This window comes from Intrasporangium calvum DSM 43043 (assembly GCF_000184685.1).
Classification (GTDB): domain Bacteria; phylum Actinomycetota; class Actinomycetes; order Actinomycetales; family Dermatophilaceae; genus Intrasporangium; species Intrasporangium calvum.
On record NC_014830.1, the window covers coordinates 3,578,848 to 3,597,788 of the forward strand.

Genomic DNA, 18,941 nt, shown 5'->3' on the forward strand with positions numbered 1-18,941 from the left:
TGGCTACGGGTGTCCCGACGTCCATGCTCTTCGCAGGACATTACGAGAGAATGACCCCCCGTGGAACGAAAGCCCTCGACTGCTTTCTCACATCAGCGCGACTGCAACGCATCGAGCGCGACCGCCATCGCGGAGGCGACGCGCCAGTCCAGCCGCCACCCGTTCGGCTGGGCCGGCAGGTCGATGAAGTAGACGTCCTTGAGGGCGACCTTCTTCGTCGAGCTCATCACCAGCGAGCCGTCGGCCGCGCGGAAGTCGAAGTGGAAGAGCCACGGCACGGGCAGGTCGTTGAGCAGGGGGATGAAGTCCCAGATCCGCCGCAGGACCGCGACCTTGGCGTTGCGCTCCTGGCCGACGCACTCGAAGCCCTCAGGGGTCCCCAGACGCCAGGTCGACCGGGCGAGGGACGCGGCGAACTCCTTCTTGAACCAGCCGATCGGCTGGCCCGTGCCGTCGACGATGTCGTAGCCGGAGCCGAGGTCGATGACCTTGCGGGCCTTGAAGCCGAACAGGGCGTGCGTCTTGGCGGCGTCCGTGTAGAAGGTCACCTGCTCCTTGAAGGCCATCCGCTTCTGCTCGGCGAAGCAGATGAGGCCGAGGTCGTTGCCGGCCTCGTCGGTCTGGAGCACCTCGTAGCGGTTGACCATGAGGGTCAGCTTCTGGCGGACCTTGAGGCGGGCGAACCCTGCTGGCTGGGGTTCGGAGGAGGGGGAGGGCTGGGTCATGCGCCAAGGCTCGCACACGCCGTCGCCGGGTAGACAGCCTGTGCCGTATGCCGCTGGGCTGGCTCTCCGGTCACCGTGGCCCCCGAATGGGGTGGGGGTGGGTCCGGCCCAGGTCCACGGGGCCTGGATGACCGTCCGGGGGCCGACGAGCCCGCGTCCGATCAGCGGTGGCCGCCGCTCGGGTCAGAAGGTCTCGCCGGTCAGCCGCTCGTAGGCCTCGACGTACTTCGCCCGCGTCTGCTCGACCACCTGCGCCGGCAGCTCGGGCGGCGGCTCGCCACTCGACTTAGACCAGCCCGACTCCGCCGAGGTCAACCACTCGCGGACGTACTGCTTGTCGAAGGACGGCTGCGGGTGGCCGGGCTCCCAGAGCTCAGCCGGCCAGAACCGCGACGAGTCCGGCGTCAGCACCTCGTCGGCGAGGACGAGGCCACCCGACCCGTCCGGGGCGACCCCGAACTCGACCTTGGTGTCGGCGATGAGGATGCCGCGCGCGCCGGCGATCTCGTTGCCGCGGGCCAGGATCGCCCGGGTCAGCCGGGACACCTCGACAGCCACCTCGACCCCGAGCGCGGCCTCGACCTCGGCGAAGGTCATCGGCAGGTCGTGCTCCCCCACCGGCGCCTTCGTCGTGGGTGTGAAGACCGGCTCCGGCAGGCGTGACCCGTCGACGAGCCCGTCCGGCAGCGCGACCCCGGACACCGAGCCCTTCGCCTGGTACTCCTCGAGCCCGCCCCCGGTGAGGTAGGCCCGGGCGATCGCCTCGACCTTGAGCATGTCGAGCGTGCGCACGAGCACGGCCCGCCCCGCCACGGCCGCCGGCACATCGGTCGACAGCACGTGGTTGGGCACGAGGTCGGACAGCTGGTCGAACCACCACAGTGACAGCCGGGTGAGGACCGCGCCCTTGTCCGGGATCTCGGGAGACATCATCCAGTCGTACGCCGACAGCCGGTCGGACGCGACGAGCAGGAGCTGGTCGGGGACCGGCGCACCGTCGGGCCCCACCGGGGCGTAGAGGTCGCGGACCTTGCCCGAGTAGACGTGCGCGTAGCCGGGCAGCTCCAGGTGGGTGGTCATGTCAGCCTCCGAGGGTGATCTCGCCGCGCTCCGCCTTGAGCGCGATGTCGGTGCGCACGCGGGCTCCCTCGAGCTCGATGAGGGACACCGCGTCGTATGCCGCTGACCTGGCCTTCGCGAGGTCGCTGCCCGTTGCGAGGACGTTGAGCACGCGCCCCCCGGCCGAGACGAGCGCGCCGGTCTCGTCGCGCTTCGTGCCGGCATGGAGGACGACGACACCCGGGACCTCGGCGGCGGCGTCGAGCCCGGTGACGGGGTCTCCGGTCCGGGGCGCCTCCGGGTAGCCGTCGGCGGCGACGACGACGACGACCGCGTGGTCGGCGGACCAGCGCAACCGGCCGAAGCCGTCGAGCTCTCCGGTCGCGGCGGCGAAGAGCAGCTGGGCGAAGGGCGACTCGAGCCGCGCGAAGCTCGCGTGCCCGTCGGGATCGCCGAAGCGGGCGTTGAACTCGATGACCTTGGGCCCGCGTCGCGTCAGCGCCAGCCCGACGTAGAGGACGCCGACGAACGGCGTGCCACGGCGGTGCATCTCGTCGATGGTCGGCTGCGCGACCCGGGCGACGATCTCGTCGGCGAGCCCGGGGGGCGCCCAGGCCAGCGGCGAGTAGGCGCCCATGCCGCCGGTGTTGAGCCCGACGTCGCCGTCGCCGATGCGTTTGAAGTCCTGCGCCGGCTGCAGCGCCACGACGTGGGTGCCGTCCGAGATGCAGAAGACCGACACCTCGGGACCGGAGAGGTACTCCTCGACGACGACCCGGCCGTCCTCCTTGTCGAGGCACCACTTGGCGTGCAGGAGCGCCTCCTCGCGGGAGTCGGTGACGACGACCCCCTTGCCGGCCGCGAGCCCGTCGTCCTTGACGACGTGCGGCGTGCCGAGGACATCGAGGGCCGCCTCGACCTCGTCGAGCGTGGTGCAGACGTGGGCGAGCCCGGTCGGGACCTCGGCCGCCGCCATGACCTCCTTGGCGAACGCCTTGCTGCCCTCGAGCATCGCGGCCGCAGCGGACGGTCCGAACACCGCGAAGCCGGCTGAGCGGCATACGTCGGCCACTCCCGCCACGAGCGGCGCCTCCGGCCCGACGACGACGAGGTCGACGTCGTGCTCGCGGGCGAGCGCGACCACGGCGTCGGGGTCGAGGATGTCGACGGGCACGCAGAGCGCAGTCGCGTCGATCCCGGGGTTGCCCGGAGCCGCGATGACCGCGTCCACCTCGGGGTCGGCCGCGACGGCCTTGACGAGTGCGTGCTCACGGGCGCCGGAACCGAGGACGAGGACCTTCACGGCGGTCAGCCTATTGGCTCAGTCCCCGAGCCGCCGACGCAGCCCGGCCCGCACCGCGGGCCACTCGTCGACGAGGATCGAGTGGACCGCCGAGTCGCGCCACGTCCCGTCGGCCCGGCGGACGTCGCGGCGCGTGACCCCCTCGAACGTCGCGCCGAGCTTGACGATCGCCGCGCGGGACCGGGCGTTGACGACGTCGGTCTGGATCTTGACCCGCCCGAAGCCGCACGTCTCGAAGGCGTGCGCGAGGAGGAGGAGCTTCGCCTCCGGGTTGACCGCGGTCCCCCACCAGCGGGAGCCGTACAGCGTCCAGCCGAGGTGGACGTGCTCGCGCACCGTGTCGACGTCGCCGAGCGAGCTGGTCCCCACGACGGTGCCGGCCGCGCCGAGGTCGGAGTCGGCGACGAGTCGGATCGTGTAGGCCGTGCGGCCGGACCCGTCGGGCTGCCGGGCCGCGACCGCAGCAGCGACCACGGCCTCCAGCTCGGCCATCGACGCCGGCGGGGGCGCCATCCGGTAGCCCTGGGTGTAGACGACGGGGTCCGTGTAGACCGGGTGCAGCCCACCCGCGTCCGCGGGCCGCATGACGTCGAGCCGGACGACGCGTCCGACCAGTGGCTCGCCGGTTGGGGGGATGCAGCCGTCGGACGCCATCCACTGACAGTAGACTTGATGGTTCCCGCGCCCCACCCCGGCGCCCCGTTGAACCATGGGATGTCAGTGAGCCCTTCGTCCGCCCAGACTCGCCCGGCCAGCGCGCCCGCCCACGAGGCCGCCGTGCCCGACGTGGTGGCCCACCAGATCGCCATCGAGCAGGCGCACGTGGACCTGGTCTTCGCCGAGCTCGAGAAGGCCGGTCTCCGCGCCGACGTCGTCAAGGCCGAGGGCCTGGCCCGCACGCAGTTCGGCCGGTCCGTCGAGACCGGCGACGCCGAGGGCACGGGGCTCTTCGAGCGAGACGCCCTGATGTTCCACGCGGCCCGGCGGCGCAGCATGCTCGACACCCAGTACGAGGGGCTCGTCTTCGGGCGCCTCGACATCGACCACGGCACGCTGCGCGGCGGCGCGCCCGACACCCAGCCGACCGCGGCCGGCACGAGCAACGGCGAGCGAGCCCAGCGGCATACGGCCTCGCGCACGGAGGACCGGGAGGTCCGCTACATCGGGCGCCTCGGGGTCCGCGACGACGACTACGAGCCGCTCGTGATCGACTGGCGTGCGCCCGCCGCGTCGCCGTTCTACCGGGCGACGCCGGTGCAGCCGATGGGGGTGCTCCGCCGCCGGGTCCTGCGCAGCAAGGGCGCCCGCGTCATCGGCGTCGAGGACGACCTCATGGTGCCCGAGGCGCCGGACGACCTCGTCGTCGTCGGGGACGGCGCCCTCATGGCGGCGCTGACCCGGTCGCGGGGGGAGCGGATGCGCGACATCGTCGCGACGATCCAGGCCCACCAGGACGAGGCGATCCGCGCCAGCGCCCGCGGCGTCACGGAGATCACCGGCGGGCCCGGCACCGGCAAGACCGTGGTCGCCCTGCACCGGGCGGCCTACCTGCTCTACTCCGAGCGGCGCCGCTTCGAGTCGGGCGGGATCCTCGTCGTCGGTCCGTCGGGCGCCTACACGGCCTACATCGAGCGGGTCCTCCCGTCGCTCGGCGAGGAGTCGGTCACGCTCCGGGCCCTGGGCGACGCCGTCGACGCCGTGCACACCGAGCGGCTCGACCCGCCCGAGGTGGCCCGGGCCAAGGGGTCGACCCGGATCCGCACCCTGCTCGGCAACGCCGCCCGGGGCCGGGTGCCGGACGCCCCGACGGAGTTCCGGGCGTTCGTCGCCGGGCGGGCCGTGCGTCTCGAGGCCCGGATCCTCGACCGCATCCGCTCCCAGGTGCTGCGCCAGCACCAGCGCAACCTCGCCACCGCCGCGGCGCAGGCCGCGCTGGGTGAGGCCGCCTGGGCCTCGCTCGGCATCACCGGTGACCGCGAGGCCAAGGCCGAGTTCCTCGACAAGTGGGAGGACCACCTCGACGTCGAGGCCTTCATGGCGGCCTGGTGGCCGCAGGTCGACCCGCGCGAGGTGCTGCTCTGGCTCGCCGACGCTGAGTTGGTCCGGCGCCACAGCCGCGGCACCTTCGACGACCGGGTGGCAGGCCTGCTTGCGGCGTCGTTCGCGACGGCCCTCGAGACGGGGACGTGGTCCGTGTCCGACGTCGCCCTCATCGACGACCTCGCCGCACGGCTCGGCCCGGTGCAGGACGCGCCGACGGAGGAGCGCGGCTTCTACGAGATCGAGGAGCTCGACGACCTCAGCCAGTACGGCGTCACCGAGGTGCAGCCGATCTCCGGGGCGCGTGAGACGCGCGCCGAGGTGATCGCCGAGGACCCGCGCGGGCGGCTCCTCGCCGGCCGCATCGGCAAGCCGGACGAGTACGCCCACGTCCTCGTCGACGAGGCACAGGACCTGTCCCCGATGCAGTGGCGGATGATCGGCCGGCGCGCACGGCACGCGTCCTGGACCGTCGTCGGCGACGCCGCACAGGCCTCGTGGACCGACCTCGAAGAAGCGGCGGCCGCCCGCGAGGAGGCCTTCGGGACGCAGCAGCGGCAGCGCTTCCACATGGACACCAACTACCGGAACGCGCGCGAGATCTTCGACTACGCGGCCGATGTCGTCCGGCGACAGGTGCCGGACGCCGACATTCCGAACGCCGTGCGCGAGACCGGTCACGACGTGGTCGAGGCCCCCCTGGGCTCGGACGTGGTCGCAGCCGTGCGGGGGTCGCTCCACGAGCTCCTCGAGCAGGTGGCGGGGTCCGTCGCCGTCATCACCCCCCAGCGGTATGCCGCTGAGCTGGCTCCGCTCGCCGGCTCGGACGGGGGGCGGGTCCAGGTCGTCGACCCCATGTCGACCAAGGGTCTCGAGTACGACGCCGTCGTCGTCGTCGACCCGGCGGAGATCACCCGCGAGTCCCCCGGCGGGGTGCGGGTGCTCTACGTGGCGCTGACCCGCGCGGCGCACCGGATGACCGTGCTGGCCTGACCCGTCGGACGGTTGGGTGGGCCGGTTCGCACCGGCTGGGCTGATTGCGGTGATTGTCCAAGGTAAAGACTTGTTCAAGGAATTCCAGATCCGTGGATTTCACGGTTCTGGCCGGGGGATGATGAGTGGGACGTCGACGGCAGTGCGAACCACCCACCCTCCCCGCCGGTCTCTCCCCCCCGAGGCCCTGTCGACGTCCGGCGCAGTCCCGGTCTCCGCGGACGTGCACCGGGCGGGGGACGTGATGCACCCCCCAACGCATCTCGCCCCCCGCCTCGAACACCCACCGGTCGAAGCCCCGGATCACAACGACGTGACCGGGGACTTCGCATGCCCGGACGACCCCACGACGATCGAGAGAGCAGTTCGTGACACGTCACGCGTGGGTTCCCCAGCCCCCCGACGATCGAGAGAGCAGTTCGTGACACGTCACGCGTGGGTTCCCCAGCCCCGCGGTCACGAACTGCTCTCTCGATTGGGTGTTGCGAACGCCTGCCTCGAGGCTCAGCCAGCGCGCAGAAGCCTGCGGACCCGGTCGGCGCCGACGGCCAGCAGCAGCGTCGGCAGGCGGGGGCCGGTGTCCTTCGAGACGAGCAGTCGGTAGAGGAGCGCGAAGAAGGCCCGCTGCGCCCTGGACAGCTCCGGGTCCTTGACCTTGGCCTCCGGGTCGAGGCCCCGCTGGAGCTTCGGCACGGCGTAGACGAGGTGGGTCAGACCCTCGAGGGACCAGTGCTCCTCGAGTCCGTCGACGAGCAACCGCAGCGACTCACGCTGCTCCTCGTCGAGGCTGGCGAGGAGGTCCTGGTCCGGCTCGTCGCGCACGATGGTCCGGTCCTCGGCGGGAACGTAGCCGAGCATCCACCGCTCGGCGCAGTCGAGCCGGGGCCGCAGGTCGTCCGTCGACACGATGGGGTCGTCGGGGTCCAGGTCCGAGAGGATCCGCACCGCCTGGGCCTCGTCGCCCTGGGTGATGTCGATGACCGAGGCGATGGTCCGGAACGGCATCGGCCGGCGCGTCGTCGGCAGGGCGCGGACGCCGCCGGTTGAGGCCACCGTCGTCGCCCGGAGGTGGGCCGCGAGATCACCTGGCTGAGCGCCGCCGTCGGGACCGGCCTCGACCTTGCGGGCCAGCGCATCCCACTCGTCGTAGAGCCGCTGGAGCTCCGGGCCGAAGGCGACGTCGAAGCTCTGGTTGGGCCGGCGCCGCGCATAGAGCCAGCGCAGGACCTGCGGCTCCATCACCTCGAGGGCGTCGTTGGGGATCGGCACCCCACCCTTGGACGAGCTCATCTTGGCCATCCCCGCGATGCCGACGAAGGCATACATGGGGCCGATCGGGCGTTGCCACCCGAAGAGCGGGGCGAGGTCCTTGCCGACCACGAAGCTCGAGCCGGGGCTCTGGTGGTCGACGCCTGAGGGCTCGAAGAGCACGCGCTCGTGCGCCCAGCGCATCGGCCAGTCGACCTTCCAGACGAGCTTGCCGTTGGTGAACGTGTCGAGGTTGACCGCTTCGGCATGACCGCACCTGGTGCAGACATAGGTCAGCTCGTGGGAGTCGTCGTCGTAGGCGGTGACCGTGGTGAAGTCCGTGCCGCACACCGAGCAGAACGGCTTGAACGGGAAGTAGCCGGCCGTCCCCTCGCCGTCGTCCTCGGTGGCCGCCCCCGAACCGCGCTCGGCCTCGGTCGCCGCGGCGACCTGCTCCTCGGTGAGCTTCTGGGGTTTGCCCCCGGCCTCGACCGGGCGTCGGCCCTTGCCGGTGGCGCGCTGCTGCGCCTCCGCTGCGACCTCGAGCGTTCGGTAGCGCCCGAGGACGGTGTCGATGACGCCGCGCTCGCGCATGGCGTGGAGCACCTGCTCGCGGTAGACCCCGGCGCGGTACTGCTCCGTCTGGCTGATCTCACGCACCTCGATGCCGGTCGCGGCCATCGCCTCGAGGAGCGGCGCCTTGAAGTGCTCAGCCCAGTTCGCGTGCGGTGAGCCCTCCGGAGCCGGCACCGAGGTCAGGGGCTTGCCGATGTGCTCCTCCCAGGACTCGTCGACCCCGGGGAGCCCCTTGGGCACGCGCCGGAACCGGTCGAAGTCGTCCCAGGACAGGATGTGCTCGCAGCTCACCCCGCGGCGCTTGATCTCGTCCGCGACGAGGTGCGGGGTGATCAGCTCGCGGAAGTTCCCGAGGTGGATCGGACCCGAGGGACTGATCCCCGACGCACACACGATCGTGTCGATCCCCCGAGCCGTCGCCTCGGCGATCACCTCGTCGGCGAGCCGCGTGACCCAGTCCTCCGGTGCAACCGTGCCCACTGGCTGGTCAGAACTCTTCGTGCTCAAGGAACTCACTCTCAGGACCGGGGGTTGAGGGGGTGCCGCTCGATGATCTCGTCGCGGCCCGGGCCGACGCCGATGGCGGACACGCGTGCGCCGATGAGCTCCTCGACGCGCAGCACGTAACGCTGGGCCGCCGCGGGCAGGTCCTCGAAACGCCGGCACTGTGAGATGTCCTCCCACCAGCCGTCGAGCTCCTCGTAGATCGGCTTCGCATGGTGGAAGTCGCTCTGGTTGACCGGCATCTCGTCGTGCCGCACGCCGTCGACGTCGTAGGCGACGCAGACGGGCACGCGCTCGAGCCCGGTCAGGACGTCGAGCTTGGTGATGACGAAGTCGGTGACCCCGTTGACCCGGGTCGCGTAGCGGCCGACGACGGTGTCGAGCCAGCCGCACCGTCGCGGGCGCCCGGTGGTCGTGCCGTACTCCGCCCCGGTCTTGCGCAGGAACTCGCCGTTGTCGTCGTTCAGCTCGGTCGGGAACGGCCCCTCGCCGACCCGCGTCGTGTAGGCCTTGAGGATCGCGATGACCGAGTCGATCCGCGTCGGCGGCACCCCGGAGCCGGTGCACGCGCCGGCCGAGACCGCGTTGCTCGACGTGACGTACGGGTAGGTCCCGTGGTCGACGTCGAGCAGCGTGGCCTGCCCCGCCTCGAAGAGGACCGTCTCGCCACGGTCCAGCGCCTGACTCAGCACGAGCGACGCGTCGCTGACCATGGGAGCGAGCCGAGCGGCATACGACAGCAGCTCGGTCACCACCTCGTCGACGTCAGCCGCCCGCGTGTTGTAGATCTTGGCGAGGACCTGGTTCTTGAACGCGAGCGCAGCCTCGACCTTCTGGCGCAGGATGTGCTCGTCGTAGAGGTCCTGGACGCGGATCCCGATGCGGCTCATCTTGTCGGCGTAGGTCGGGCCGATGCCCCGCCCGGTCGTGCCGATCTTCCGTTTGCCGAGGAACCGCTCGGTCACCTTGTCGAGGGTGCGGTTGTACGGAGGGATGAGGTGCGCGTTGGCACTGACCTGCAGCTTGCTCGTGTCCACCCCGCGAGCCTCGAGCCCGTCGAGTTCCTCGAAGAGGACCGCGAGGTCGATGACGACACCGTTGCCGATGATCGGGGTGACGTTCGGGGAGAGGATGCCGGAGGGGAGCAGGTGCAGGGCGTACTTCTCCCGCTTGCCGTCCTGCTCGATGACGACGGTGTGGCCGGCGTTGTTGCCGCCGTTGAACTTGACGACGTAGTCGACGCTGCTGCCGAGCAGGTCGGTCGCCTTGCCCTTGCCTTCGTCGCCCCACTGGGCTCCGACGAGCACGATTGCCGGCATTCCTCCGCCTTCCGGTTGTGGGTGAAGCCACCGGCAAGGTTATCGGTTCGTGACAGCCCGCCCGTCCGGGTGTTCACCGCGCGGTCCACCTCCGATGCCGTATGCCGCTGGGCTCAGTCCGCGCGCAACCACCCGCTGAGGCCCGGCCAGTCGATGAACTCGTCCGGTCCCCACATCTCCCAGGGGGTCATGCAGTACCGACCGTCGATGAGGATCCGGCCCTTGGGTGTCTCGAGGGCGAGGTGCCCCTGCTGCCTCGAGAGATGCATCGCGATGACGGGTTGGTCCACCATCATCCGTAGCTCCGGGGTGAGGTACCTGTCGTCGGGATCGACCTCGAAGATGAACTCGAGCCGCTTCGGCTCCTCGCCGGCGGGGGCGACACAGGCAGCTTCGCAGAAGGTGACGAGCCAGCCCGTGCTGAGGCTGACGCGCAACGAGCAGTCCAGGGCGATGTGCCTGATCGTCGCGCCGGCCAGGTCCGGGACGATCGGCGGGATCGGGTCCCCGGTGAAGGACGGGTCGAAGGGCGCGTCGAAGTCGACGGGCAGGGGGCGCTCGGCTGAAGGGCTCATGAGGGAGGGTTCCATCCTTGGGGTAGGTCGTAGGTGCCGTCTGGTCTGATGGGGAGATGGGTCTCGGGCTCTGACCCGGGCTTGCCGTTGAGCTTGAGCGGTTGGCCGCCGGAGTTGTAGAAGCGGGTGTAGCCGAAGGGGTACTCCACCTCGACCCTGTCGCCGTTGGGGCCCTTGAACCGCTTGGTCCCGGGGTCGACGATGCGCAGCGAGTTCGGAGTGCAGATCGTCGGGGGCGGGCACATGTCCGGGGGTCGCTGCCACACGACCCCGTTGCCGTCGTTGGCGATCCGTCCGAGCCACGTCGATGGCGCCGCTGGAGGTCGCTGGGACGCCGGCAAGGGGTCGCCCCCCATGCCGCGGCTGCCCTCCTTGAGCTTGACCTCCTTGAGCAGCATCGAGTCGTTCGCGGCGGCGTGCCTGCCGAGCTGGACCCCCGAAGCCGTCGCAGTGAAGGCACCGCTGGCGATGAGACCGGCGGACGCGACGTGGACCGGCACGCCGACGACCGCCCCGACACCCGTCGCGTCGAGGGCGAGTCCACCGACCTGCCCGCCGGCCCCGATGACGATCTGTCCGACGCCCAGGCCGATCCCGACGACGTCCTCCGGGTGCTCGGCAGCGGCCTCGACCACGTCCGCAGCGGTGTTCACCATGGGAACCACCAGGTGGTTCCACGCCCAGGCTGCGGAGTCCGTCGCGGCGTCGCCCACGGCGGCCCACCAGTCCGGCTCCGACGGCTGGGCCGGCTCCTGGGGAGGACGTAGGGCGTCCCCGATCAACCCGACGGTGAAAGGGAGTCCTTCGAGGAGTCGTGTCCCAGCCGCGTCGCCACCCACGGGGGTGAGTCGCTCCAGCACCGCGGCACACCGAGCCGCTGCTGCTGCCAGATCCTCCTGCACCCTCGCGCGGTCGCGACCCACGGCCGCGAGCCGGTCCGCCCGGCGTTGCTCGGCGCGCCTGACCGCGGCGGCCCGCAGAGCCGGATCAGGGAGGAGCGCCTCGGCAGCAGCCACCTCGTGGGCGTGCTCGGCGAGCGCCGCGTCGGCCCGTGCGCCGAGCCGGCGAGCGGCCGCCTGGGCTCGCTCCAGCTCGTCCGCGTAGGTCCGCAGCACCGTCCCCCCGGTCTCCAGCTGGGGCAGGACCGCGCCACATCGGGCTGAGAGGGTCGCGACCTCGGACTTCGCGGCGGCCGCGGCCGGACCGCTCCATGCGATGTCGACGTCACGGACCGCGGTCCCGCGCACGAGGGCGGTGGACCGAGAAGACGCAGTGACGCCACGGAGCCGTTCTGCTGCCGCGCGCAGCTCGCCGGGATGACCCCTCGGAACGGACACCACCTGGCTGCCACTCCGCTCCGCGGCCAGCGTCATGACCCGGTCCCGTGGGCATTGGCGCGGCCGGCCCCGGCCGGCCGCCCGGGCGCAACGGCTGGGGCCAGGAGTCCAGCGGCCCCGAGCTGGTCGGCGGCGGCCAGCTCCGCCTCGTGCGCCGAGTGGGCGGCCGAGGTCAGCTTGCGGGCCAGGGCGGCGGAGGCGGCGGCCGACACGTCCAGCGCGTGGACGTGCGCGCGCACGAACCGTTCCACGGCCGCGCGGAGCCGGGCGTCCTCGTCAGCGACGGCGTGCACCGCCACCCTGCCCGCGTTGGCAGCGGCGACAGCGCCCGCGCGGAGCACATCATCGCTCGAGAAGAGCGAGAGGCCTGAGCTGGTGACTGCCGAGTCATCGATCGAGAATCTCACGGGAACAAACGTAGGCAAACCGCATCAAACACGAGTTGACTTGTCCACAGGCGAGATCAGTCCTCGACCACTCGCGCCACCCGCGTGGTCACAGCCGATGCCAGAACCGATGGGGCAGACTCAGTCGCGTGCGAGTGGCCGTCGTGGCGAACCCGGTGGGCGCCCCTGCACGCGCCGTCGCCCTGATCGAGGAGTCCTGCCGAGACCACCGGTGGCCCGCCCCCACGGTGCGGACGACCACGGTCTCCGACCCCGGCGGCGGCCAGGCGCGAGCCGCGCTCGCCGACCGGGCCGAACTCGTCGTCGTCTGCGGAGGGGACGGGACCGTCCGCGAGGTGGCGGACGCGCTCGCGCGCACCGACGTCCCGCTCGGCATCGTCCCGCTCGGCACGGCGAACCTCTACGCCCGGAACCTGCGGCTGCCCCACCACTCCGTCGCGCGTGCGGTGGACGTGGCCCTCCACGGCAGGCCCCACCTGGTGGACCTGGGCCGCGCCAGGTGGGGCCGGCCCGACGGCACCGTCGGGGAGTCGGCCTTCGTCGTGCTGGCCGGCATCGGCCATGACGCCCGGACCCTCGAGCTCGTGCGACCCGCGCTGAAGCGGCACACGCAGTGGGTCGCCTACTTCGTCCCCGCTCTGGTCACGCTCGGGTCGCCCCTGCTGCCGATCACTCTCAGCCGCGATGGAGGGCCGTCCGAGGAGCGCCAGGTGTGGTGCGTCCTGGCCGGCAACGTGGGTCGGATCCCCTTGGGCATCGACGTGCTTCCGGGTGCCCGGATCGACGACGGGCTGCTCCACCTGGCCGTGGTCGCCCCCAGACGGGTCGTCGGCTGGGGCCCCATCGCGCTCAAGGGCCTGCTGCACTGGCCCGGTCACGTCCCCGGTCTCGACTACACGGAGGCCAAGGCGGTGCGCATCGAGACTCGGTCACCCCTGACGATCCACGTCGACGGCGACGAGCACGCCGGAGTGGTATGGCTCGAGGCGACGATCGAGACCGGCGTCCTCCGGGTGCACCTGCCTCCGGGCTGACGGGCGCGGACGGTTCTGCACACTCGACGTGGGCGCGATGTCTCCGGGCTGTGCGATGGTGGTGCGGTGCTGATCGAGGACCTCGTCCGCCTGCGCCGCGCCCGCGACACGATCGACCGCGACTACGCCGAGCCGCTCGACGTGCCGGCACTGGCCCGCATCGCGCTGATGTCCCCGGGGCACTTCTCCCGGAGCTTTCGGGCCACCTTCGGCGAGACTCCCTACAGCTACCTCATGACCCGACGGATCGAGCGGGCCAAGGCGCTCCTCCGCCGTGGTGACGTGTCGGTCACGGACGTCTGCTTCGCCGTGGGGTGTACGTCCCTCGGCTCGTTCAGTTCTCGCTTCACCGAGCTGGTCGGTGAGAGCCCGAGCGCCTACCGCGCTCGCGACCACGGCGACGGGGCAGCGATCCCACCGTGCATCGCCAAGATCCACACGAGACCGGTCAGGATCAGAGAAGCCAAACCGGCGGCCCGCCCCTAGCGTGGGCGCATGGCCATCACTCTCCCAGTGCTTCATCGCCGTCGACGACCACGACACGGCGCTTCCCTTCTATCGCGACGTCCTCGGCCTCGAGGTGCGCAACGACGTCTCCTTCGAGGGGCTGCGCTGGGTGACGGTCGGCTCCCCCGAGCAGCCGGACGTCTCCATCGTCCTCGAGCCGCCGCTGGCGGATCCGAACGCCTCGGCCGCGGACCGCCAGGTCATGGCCGAGCTGCTCGCCAAGGGGCTGCTCCGCGCCGCGATCTTCGCGACCGACGACGTCGACGCGACCTTCGAGCGGATCCGGTCCGCCGGCGGCGAGGTGCTCCAGGAGCCGATCGACCAGCCCTACGGCGTCCGTGACTGCGCCTTCCGCGACCCGGCCGGGAACATGCTCCGGTTCAACCAGCCGCGCCGCTGACGGAACCGACGGGGGTGCCTCGCTGCGGGTCGCGGCGCCAGCCGCTGGCCCGCAGGTGCCACAGGTAGGCGGCCGCACCGCCGGGGATCTCGCAGGCGAAGGTGAAGAAGCTGAAGAGCAGGACGCCCGCCACGGAGGCGACCGGGTCGCCTCCGAGGGCGATGAGCACGGCAGCGGTCCCCGTCTCGGCGAAGCCGGTGCCGCCGGGGGTGAGGACCACCGTGGTCAGCATCCGGCCGCAGGCATAGGCCGCGGTCACCTCCGCCCACCCGAGCTCGCTCCCGACCGCCGCCAGGCAGGCCCACATGAGGACCCCCTGGAGCACGAGGTAGGTGACCATCCCGACGACGAGGCCCCCGCGGCCGCGGCGGAGCAGCGCCACCGCGCTGGCCCGCTGGCTCGCCAGGGAACCCTCGAGACCGTTGAGGCCTGCGCCCGGCCGTCCGGCCCACCGGGTGAGCGTGCGTGCGGACCGGGCGACGACGGCGATCATGGTCGTGGCGAACCGATCGCTGGCGAGCGCCGCGACGAGCAGGGCCCCCACCAGGGCACAGATCGCCGCGCCGATTCCGGCGGCAACGAGGACCGGGCCGCTGACGTGTGCCCCGACGACGAGGAGCCCCACGAGCCCGGCAACGGGCAGGGCGAGCCGGGCGAGGACGTTCCAGATCCCGGTGACGGCGGTGAACAGGCCGATGGCCCGGTTCGTGAAGCCGTACTGGCGGGCCATGGCCCACGTGACCCCGACGCCGACGGCGCCGCCGAACGGGGCGAGGTTCGACACGCCGCTGCCGACGAGGTTGAGGACGAACCCCTGTCCCTTCGTCAGGCCGGGCAGGGACGCGGCGAGGACGAAGGAGTAGGCCCAGAGTCCGACGAGCCACAGACCGGTGAGTGCGCCCAGCTGCCAGAGCGGCACCGACGTCATCGACTGGGCGGTCGACGCCCACGAGGCCCCGGTGACCGTGGGCAGCACGAGCGCGAGGAGCACGGCGAGCACGGCGAATGACGCACCCATCTGGAGCGCGCGGCGTCCGGTGGCCCGCTGGGCCCGCACGTCAGCCAGGCGGGGCGTGCGGGTCTGCGTCGTCATGGTGGTCACACGGGCTCCCTGGAGGGTTTGGGTCCGGTCCTGCAAGACGGGTGCGCCGGGCCGGCTGATACACGCCCGTCCCGTCCGCTCACCTCTCCAGAGTCGGCGCTCGCGACGCCGCGCGACACCGGGGTCAGCCCGGGTCGGGGTCAGGGTTTCCCCTGCACTTGCCACCCCTGCACCTGGGACCCCTGACCGTCCCACGCTGGAGGTTCCGGATGCGGATCGAGTCGGGCCCCGGCGGGCAGGCGGTCGTCGAGGGCGGTCCGGGGGACTTCCTGCGGGTCCCCGCTGGTGCCATCCACCGCGAGTCCAACCCGGGCGGGGAGACGTCACACGCCGTCATCGTGCGGTGCGGACAGGGCACCCCGACGACCAATGTCGAGGGCCCCGCCCCCGCCTGACCGAGCTGTCACCGGGGAGCGAGCCCGGCGGCATACGCCGCATCCCGTATGCCGCTGGGCTCGGTCCGCGCCCAGGCAGCGTCCGGCGCCGCCCGAGCGCTACTTCGCGTCGGGGTCGGGCTGGTGGATGCCGAACGTGTTGCCCTCGGTGTCGAGGTAGTAGCCCTGCCAGGCCATGCCGGTCAGCGCCGTCTTGGGCAGGGCCACCTCGCCGCCGGCGTCGAGGATCCGGCGCTCCGTCGCGTCGTAGTTCTCGACCCCGACGGTGCAGACGAAGGCGTTGGTGCCCTGGCCGGCTCCCGGGGTCGGCGCCGGCCGCTGGAGCAGCCCGCCGTTGATCCCCGGCTGGTCTTCTGCACCGGTGGTGATGCCCCAGTACGGGGATCCGGTGAACTGCCCGAAGTCCTCGAACGACCAGTCGAACACTGCTCCGTAGAACGCCTTGGCACGCTCGAGGTCGTCAGCTTGGATCTCGAAGTGGACGACGCGCGACATGAACCCTCCTCGGTGTCGGGACTGCTCTCGGAACCACGATCGGGGGCTCCGCTCGGCGGTCCGGCTCCAGTCTGCTCCTCCCAGCGGGTCAGGGGGCCGTTCCCGCAGCGGCCGCTTCGAGTCCGGTGGGGTCGGTGATGAGCACGTCCCGCCCGCGAACGGTGACGAGACCCGCCTCGGTGAAGGCGGCGAGCTTGCGGCTCAGCGTCTCCGGCGTGGTGCCGAGGAGCGAGGCGATGTCCTTCTTCGCCAGCGGAAGGGTCACGAGGAGCCCTCCGGCGTCGCGGCGAGCGGGCAGCCCGACGAGGTAGCCGGCCAGGCGGGCCTCGACGTCGGCGGACGTCAGGTCCGCGATGAGCCGCTCGGCGGCGTCGAGCCGGGTCGTCACCGTGCGCAGCATGCGCACGGCGATGTCGGGGAACTGGGTCACGAGCGCACCGAGGTCCGCGTGGTCGAAGCTGCACAGCTCGACGTCACCGAGCGCCGTGGCCCAGTCGTCCGGCCGCGCACCGGTGACGAACGCCGTCTCCCCGATGAAGTCGCCGGGTTCGAGCACTCGGAGCAGCTGCTCGTGACCGTTCGGCGCGAGGTGGCTGATCCTGACCCGTCCCCGGTGGACGACGAGCAGGTGCGAGACGTCGTCGCCGGGCCGGTGGATCGCGTCGCCGCGCTTCCGCCGGATCGGTCTGGCGTGCGCGGCGACCGTCTCCTGCTCCGCCGGGGACAGGCCCTGGAAGAGCGGCACGATCCCCACGCACGATGTCCCGGACCGATGGATCACGCTGCGGGCTCCTTCTCGTCGGCGCGGACGATGCATCCTCAGCTTCCGCTCCAGCATGCCACCGGCCGGCTGGCGCAACGTCGCCGACTCAGAGAAGGTCGGTGAGCTCTCGGCTCGCCTGCTCCCGCACCCGCTCGAGCGCCTCCTGGGCGGTCCGCGCCGCGCGGGCGACGAGGGCCAGCTCCCGGCACTCTGCGAGCGAGTGGACGGAGAGCGCGTAGCGGACCACGGGCACCTTGCTCGGGGCCATCGACAGGCTGGACGCTCCCAGGCCGACGAGGACGAGGGCCAGGAGCGGGTCACCGGCCGACTCCCCGCAGACACCCATCGGTCGCTCGACCCGGTCGGCGCCCTCGCACGCAGCGGCGATGACGTCGAGGACCGCGGGCTGCCACGGGTCGAGCAGGTCGGACAGCGCCCCCTGCATCCGGTCGGCGGCCATCGTGTACTGCGCGAGGTCGTTGGTGCCGAGACTGCCGAAGTCGACCTCGGCCAGGACGTGCCCGGCCCGCAGGGCCGCACCAGGGACCTCGATCATGACGCCGGCCTTGGGCAGGCCGTTCTCGCGGACCCGCCGCGCGAACCACGCGGCCTCCTCCGCAGTGGCGACCATGGGCGCCATGACCCGGACGTCGGCGCCGGTCTCGCGGGCCGCGAGGGCCAGCGCCTCGAGCTGCGCGTCGAGCAGCTCTGGCCGCTCGGCCGAGAGGCGGAGCCCGCGGCGGCCGAGGGCAGGGTTCTCCTCGAGCCCCAGGTCGGCGAAGGCGAGCGGCTTGTCGGCTCCCGCATCGAGGGTGCGCACGACGACCCGACGCCCGCCGAAGGGTTCGAACACCCGACGGTAGATCTCCGTCTGCTCGGCCACGGTCGGCGCCTTCGAGGCGGAGAGGAAGACGAACTCGGTGCGGAACAACCCGACTCCCTCGAGGTCCAGAGCGCCCGCGGCGACGGCGTCCTCCACGCCTCCGATGTTGGCGAGCAGGGCGACCTGGGCGCCGTCCCGGGTCGTCCCCGGACCGGACCGTGCGGCGAAGGACTCCTTGCGTCGGGCGGCGCGAACCCGCTGGGCCTCCACGAGCGAGGGGTCCGGATGGGTCGTCACCTCACCCGAGTCGCCGTCGAGGGCCACGGGAACACCGACCGGGATGCGCGTCGCGCCCGGCACCTGGACCACGGCCGGGATGCCCATCTGGGCGGCGAGGATCGCCGTGTGGCTCGTCCGCCCACCTGCCTCGGTGATGATCCCGACGACGAGTGCGCGGTCCAGGGTGGCGGTCTCGGCCGGGGCCAGGTCCTCGGCCACGACGACGCTGGGGACGTCGAACCGGGGCACCCCCGGAGCCGGCACCCCGAGCAGGGCAGCGATCGCCCGCGAGCCGACGTCCCGAAGGTCGGTGACCCGCTCTGCGAAGAGGCCGCCGAGCGCCTCGAACTGGGCGGCGTACTCCTCGACCGCGCCGTCGATCGCGTGGGCCGGGCCGCGCCCCGCGTGGAGCAGCTTGCCGGCGGCCTTGGCCAGGCCCCGGTCCCGGGCGATGAGAGCCGTCGCCTTGAGGATCTGCTGGGCCGTGTCGTCGGCCGCCGCAGCCCGCGCCTCGAGCGACCGGGCGACCGTCTCCAGGGCGGCCTTGACGTCGACGAGGGCGGCGTCCGGGTCGAGCGGCGCCGGCTCGTCGGCCGGCGGTCGGACCGGCGGCGCCACCTGCACCACCGGCCCGTAGGCCGTGCCGGGGCTGACGCCGATGCCATGTCTCGTCTCGGTCGCCGACATGGCGGCTACTCCGCGTCGAGGTCGCGCGAGAGCAGCGCGACGAGGGAGTCGAGGGCGGCGTCGGCGCCGTCGCCGTCAGCGGTGAGGACGACCTCCTCGCCGAACTTCGCGCCGAGCGCCATGACACCGAGGATGCTCGTGGCGTCGACCGGCTCGTCGCCGGGGCGAGCGATCTCGACGTCCAGGCCGGTGTTGGTCGCGGCCTCGACGAAGATGGCGGCCGGGCGCGCGTGGAGACCGACGGAGGAGGCGATGGTGACGGTGCGGGTTGCCATGGGGTGCTCCTTGAGGTTCGCGGAAGGCAAGGGTCGGACTGGGTCGGTGCCCGCGGGGCCTGACGTCGGGTCCAGGCGCTGGACCCGACGTTAGG

General features: G+C 72.1%; 19 protein-coding genes. 5 read left to right on the forward strand and 14 right to left on the reverse strand.

Annotated elements, in window-relative coordinates; all coding sequences use genetic code 11:
* Positions 1-92: 92 nt before the first annotated feature.
* The 4 genes from INTCA_RS16360 to INTCA_RS16375 form a co-directional block, all read right to left on the reverse strand.
* Positions 93-725, reverse strand: coding sequence for an LURP-one-related family protein (locus INTCA_RS16360; protein WP_013494037.1), 633 nt, complete (start codon positions 723-725; stop codon positions 93-95).
* Positions 726-908: 183 nt separating this feature from the next.
* On the reverse strand, positions 909-1,805 hold the full coding sequence (locus INTCA_RS16365; protein WP_013494038.1) for a phosphoribosylaminoimidazolesuccinocarboxamide synthase: 897 nt from the start codon (positions 1,803-1,805) through the stop codon (positions 909-911).
* Position 1,806: 1 nt separating this feature from the next.
* Positions 1,807-3,087 (reverse strand): phosphoribosylamine--glycine ligase, encoded by a 1,281-nt coding sequence (gene purD / locus INTCA_RS16370; RefSeq protein WP_013494039.1) that lies wholly within the window; start codon positions 3,085-3,087, stop codon positions 1,807-1,809.
* An 18-nt stretch (positions 3,088-3,105) separates the two neighbouring features.
* Positions 3,106-3,741, reverse strand: coding sequence for a GNAT family N-acetyltransferase (locus INTCA_RS16375; protein ID WP_013494040.1), 636 nt, complete (start codon positions 3,739-3,741; stop codon positions 3,106-3,108).
* 60 nt (positions 3,742-3,801) lie between these two features.
* Between INTCA_RS16375 and INTCA_RS16380 the strand changes: the two genes are divergently transcribed.
* Positions 3,802-6,120: a HelD family protein gene (locus INTCA_RS16380; RefSeq protein ID WP_013494041.1), complete on the forward strand. Its 2,319-nt coding sequence runs from the start codon at positions 3,802-3,804 to the stop codon at positions 6,118-6,120.
* A 504-nt stretch (positions 6,121-6,624) separates the two neighbouring features.
* Here INTCA_RS16380 and lysS read toward each other — a convergent pair.
* The 5 genes from lysS to INTCA_RS16410 form a co-directional block, all read right to left on the reverse strand.
* Complete coding sequence (gene lysS / locus INTCA_RS16390; RefSeq protein ID WP_425311127.1) at positions 6,625-8,460, reverse strand: lysine--tRNA ligase; 1,836 nt, start codon at positions 8,458-8,460, stop codon at positions 6,625-6,627.
* Positions 8,461-8,462: 2 nt separating this feature from the next.
* Positions 8,463-9,767 (reverse strand): adenylosuccinate synthase, encoded by a 1,305-nt coding sequence (locus INTCA_RS16395; protein ID WP_013494043.1) that lies wholly within the window; start codon positions 9,765-9,767, stop codon positions 8,463-8,465.
* A 113-nt stretch (positions 9,768-9,880) separates the two neighbouring features.
* Positions 9,881-10,342 carry a hypothetical protein gene (locus INTCA_RS16400; protein ID WP_013494044.1) on the reverse strand — a complete coding sequence of 154 codons (462 nt, stop codon included), beginning with the start codon at positions 10,340-10,342 and terminating at the stop codon, positions 9,881-9,883.
* Entirely contained in the window at positions 10,339-11,715 is a 1,377-nt protein-coding gene (locus tag INTCA_RS16405; protein ID WP_013494045.1) for a hypothetical protein, read from the reverse strand. The genes INTCA_RS16400 and INTCA_RS16405 overlap by 4 nt, the downstream gene beginning before the upstream one ends.
* Positions 11,712-12,086, reverse strand: a complete 375-nt coding sequence (locus INTCA_RS16410; RefSeq protein ID WP_041307895.1) for a hypothetical protein — start codon at positions 12,084-12,086, stop codon at positions 11,712-11,714. Before INTCA_RS16410 ends, INTCA_RS16405 begins: the two co-directional genes overlap by 4 nt.
* 128 nt (positions 12,087-12,214) lie before the next feature.
* Between INTCA_RS16410 and INTCA_RS16415 the strand changes: the two genes are divergently transcribed.
* The 3 genes from INTCA_RS16415 (at position 12,215) to INTCA_RS16425 (ending at position 14,027) form a co-directional block, all read left to right on the forward strand.
* Positions 12,215-13,120 carry a diacylglycerol/lipid kinase family protein gene (locus tag INTCA_RS16415; protein ID WP_013494047.1) on the forward strand — a complete coding sequence of 302 codons (906 nt, stop codon included), beginning with the start codon at positions 12,215-12,217 and terminating at the stop codon, positions 13,118-13,120.
* Between the two features lie 66 nt (positions 13,121-13,186).
* Positions 13,187-13,606 carry a helix-turn-helix transcriptional regulator gene (locus tag INTCA_RS16420; protein WP_013494048.1) on the forward strand — a complete coding sequence of 140 codons (420 nt, stop codon included), beginning with the start codon at positions 13,187-13,189 and terminating at the stop codon, positions 13,604-13,606.
* Position 13,607: 1 nt separating this feature from the next.
* Positions 13,608-14,027: a VOC family protein gene (locus INTCA_RS16425; protein WP_013494049.1), complete on the forward strand. Its 420-nt coding sequence runs from the start codon at positions 13,608-13,610 to the stop codon at positions 14,025-14,027.
* Here INTCA_RS16425 and INTCA_RS16430 read toward each other — a convergent pair.
* Complete coding sequence (locus tag INTCA_RS16430; RefSeq protein WP_083807932.1) at positions 14,008-15,120, reverse strand: lysylphosphatidylglycerol synthase transmembrane domain-containing protein; 1,113 nt, start codon at positions 15,118-15,120, stop codon at positions 14,008-14,010. The genes INTCA_RS16425 and INTCA_RS16430 overlap by 20 nt on opposite strands.
* A 218-nt stretch (positions 15,121-15,338) precedes the next feature.
* On the opposite strand from INTCA_RS16430, the gene INTCA_RS16435 reads away from it, so the two are divergent.
* Complete coding sequence (locus INTCA_RS16435) at positions 15,339-15,524, forward strand: cupin domain-containing protein (protein WP_041307898.1); 186 nt, start codon at positions 15,339-15,341, stop codon at positions 15,522-15,524.
* A 99-nt stretch (positions 15,525-15,623) separates the two neighbouring features.
* Here INTCA_RS16435 and INTCA_RS16440 read toward each other — a convergent pair whose 3' ends face one another.
* The 4 genes from INTCA_RS16440 to INTCA_RS16455 form a co-directional block, all read right to left on the reverse strand.
* On the reverse strand, positions 15,624-16,019 hold the full coding sequence (locus INTCA_RS16440; protein ID WP_013494051.1) for a VOC family protein: 396 nt from the start codon (positions 16,017-16,019) through the stop codon (positions 15,624-15,626).
* Between the two features lie 88 nt (positions 16,020-16,107).
* A complete protein-coding gene (locus tag INTCA_RS16445) occupies positions 16,108-16,800 on the reverse strand; it encodes a Crp/Fnr family transcriptional regulator (protein ID WP_013494052.1) in 693 nt (230 codons plus the stop codon).
* A gap of 88 nt (positions 16,801-16,888) precedes the next feature.
* A complete protein-coding gene (gene ptsP, locus INTCA_RS16450; protein WP_013494053.1) occupies positions 16,889-18,571 on the reverse strand; it encodes a phosphoenolpyruvate--protein phosphotransferase in 1,683 nt (560 codons plus the stop codon).
* 5 nt (positions 18,572-18,576) lie between these two features.
* On the reverse strand, positions 18,577-18,846 hold the full coding sequence (locus INTCA_RS16455) for an HPr family phosphocarrier protein (protein ID WP_013494054.1): 270 nt from the start codon (positions 18,844-18,846) through the stop codon (positions 18,577-18,579).
* Between the last annotated feature and the right edge of the window lie 95 nt (positions 18,847-18,941).

Coding starts and splice junctions, on each gene's coding strand:
- INTCA_RS16380 (WP_013494041.1), top strand. CDS start 3,802: ATGTCAGTGAGCCCTTCGTCCGCCCAGACTCGCCCGGCCAGCGCGCCC.
- ptsP (WP_013494053.1), bottom strand. CDS start 18,571: ATGTCGGCGACCGAGACGAGACATGGCATCGGCGTCAGCCCCGGCACG.
- INTCA_RS16405 (WP_013494045.1), bottom strand. CDS start 11,715: ATGACGCTGGCCGCGGAGCGGAGTGGCAGCCAGGTGGTGTCCGTTCCG.
- INTCA_RS16440 (WP_013494051.1), bottom strand. CDS start 16,019: ATGTCGCGCGTCGTCCACTTCGAGATCCAAGCTGACGACCTCGAGCGT.
- INTCA_RS16455 (WP_013494054.1), bottom strand. CDS start 18,846: ATGGCAACCCGCACCGTCACCATCGCCTCCTCCGTCGGTCTCCACGCG.
- INTCA_RS16435 (WP_041307898.1), top strand. CDS start 15,339: ATGCGGATCGAGTCGGGCCCCGGCGGGCAGGCGGTCGTCGAGGGCGGT.
- INTCA_RS16365 (WP_013494038.1), bottom strand. CDS start 1,805: ATGACCACCCACCTGGAGCTGCCCGGCTACGCGCACGTCTACTCGGGC.
- INTCA_RS16375 (WP_013494040.1), bottom strand. CDS start 3,741: ATGGCGTCCGACGGCTGCATCCCCCCAACCGGCGAGCCACTGGTCGGA.
- INTCA_RS16360 (WP_013494037.1), bottom strand. CDS start 725: ATGACCCAGCCCTCCCCCTCCTCCGAACCCCAGCCAGCAGGGTTCGCC.
- INTCA_RS16400 (WP_013494044.1), bottom strand. CDS start 10,342: ATGAGCCCTTCAGCCGAGCGCCCCCTGCCCGTCGACTTCGACGCGCCC.
- INTCA_RS16430 (WP_083807932.1), bottom strand. CDS start 15,120: ATGACGACGCAGACCCGCACGCCCCGCCTGGCTGACGTGCGGGCCCAG.
- INTCA_RS16395 (WP_013494043.1), bottom strand. CDS start 9,767: ATGCCGGCAATCGTGCTCGTCGGAGCCCAGTGGGGCGACGAAGGCAAG.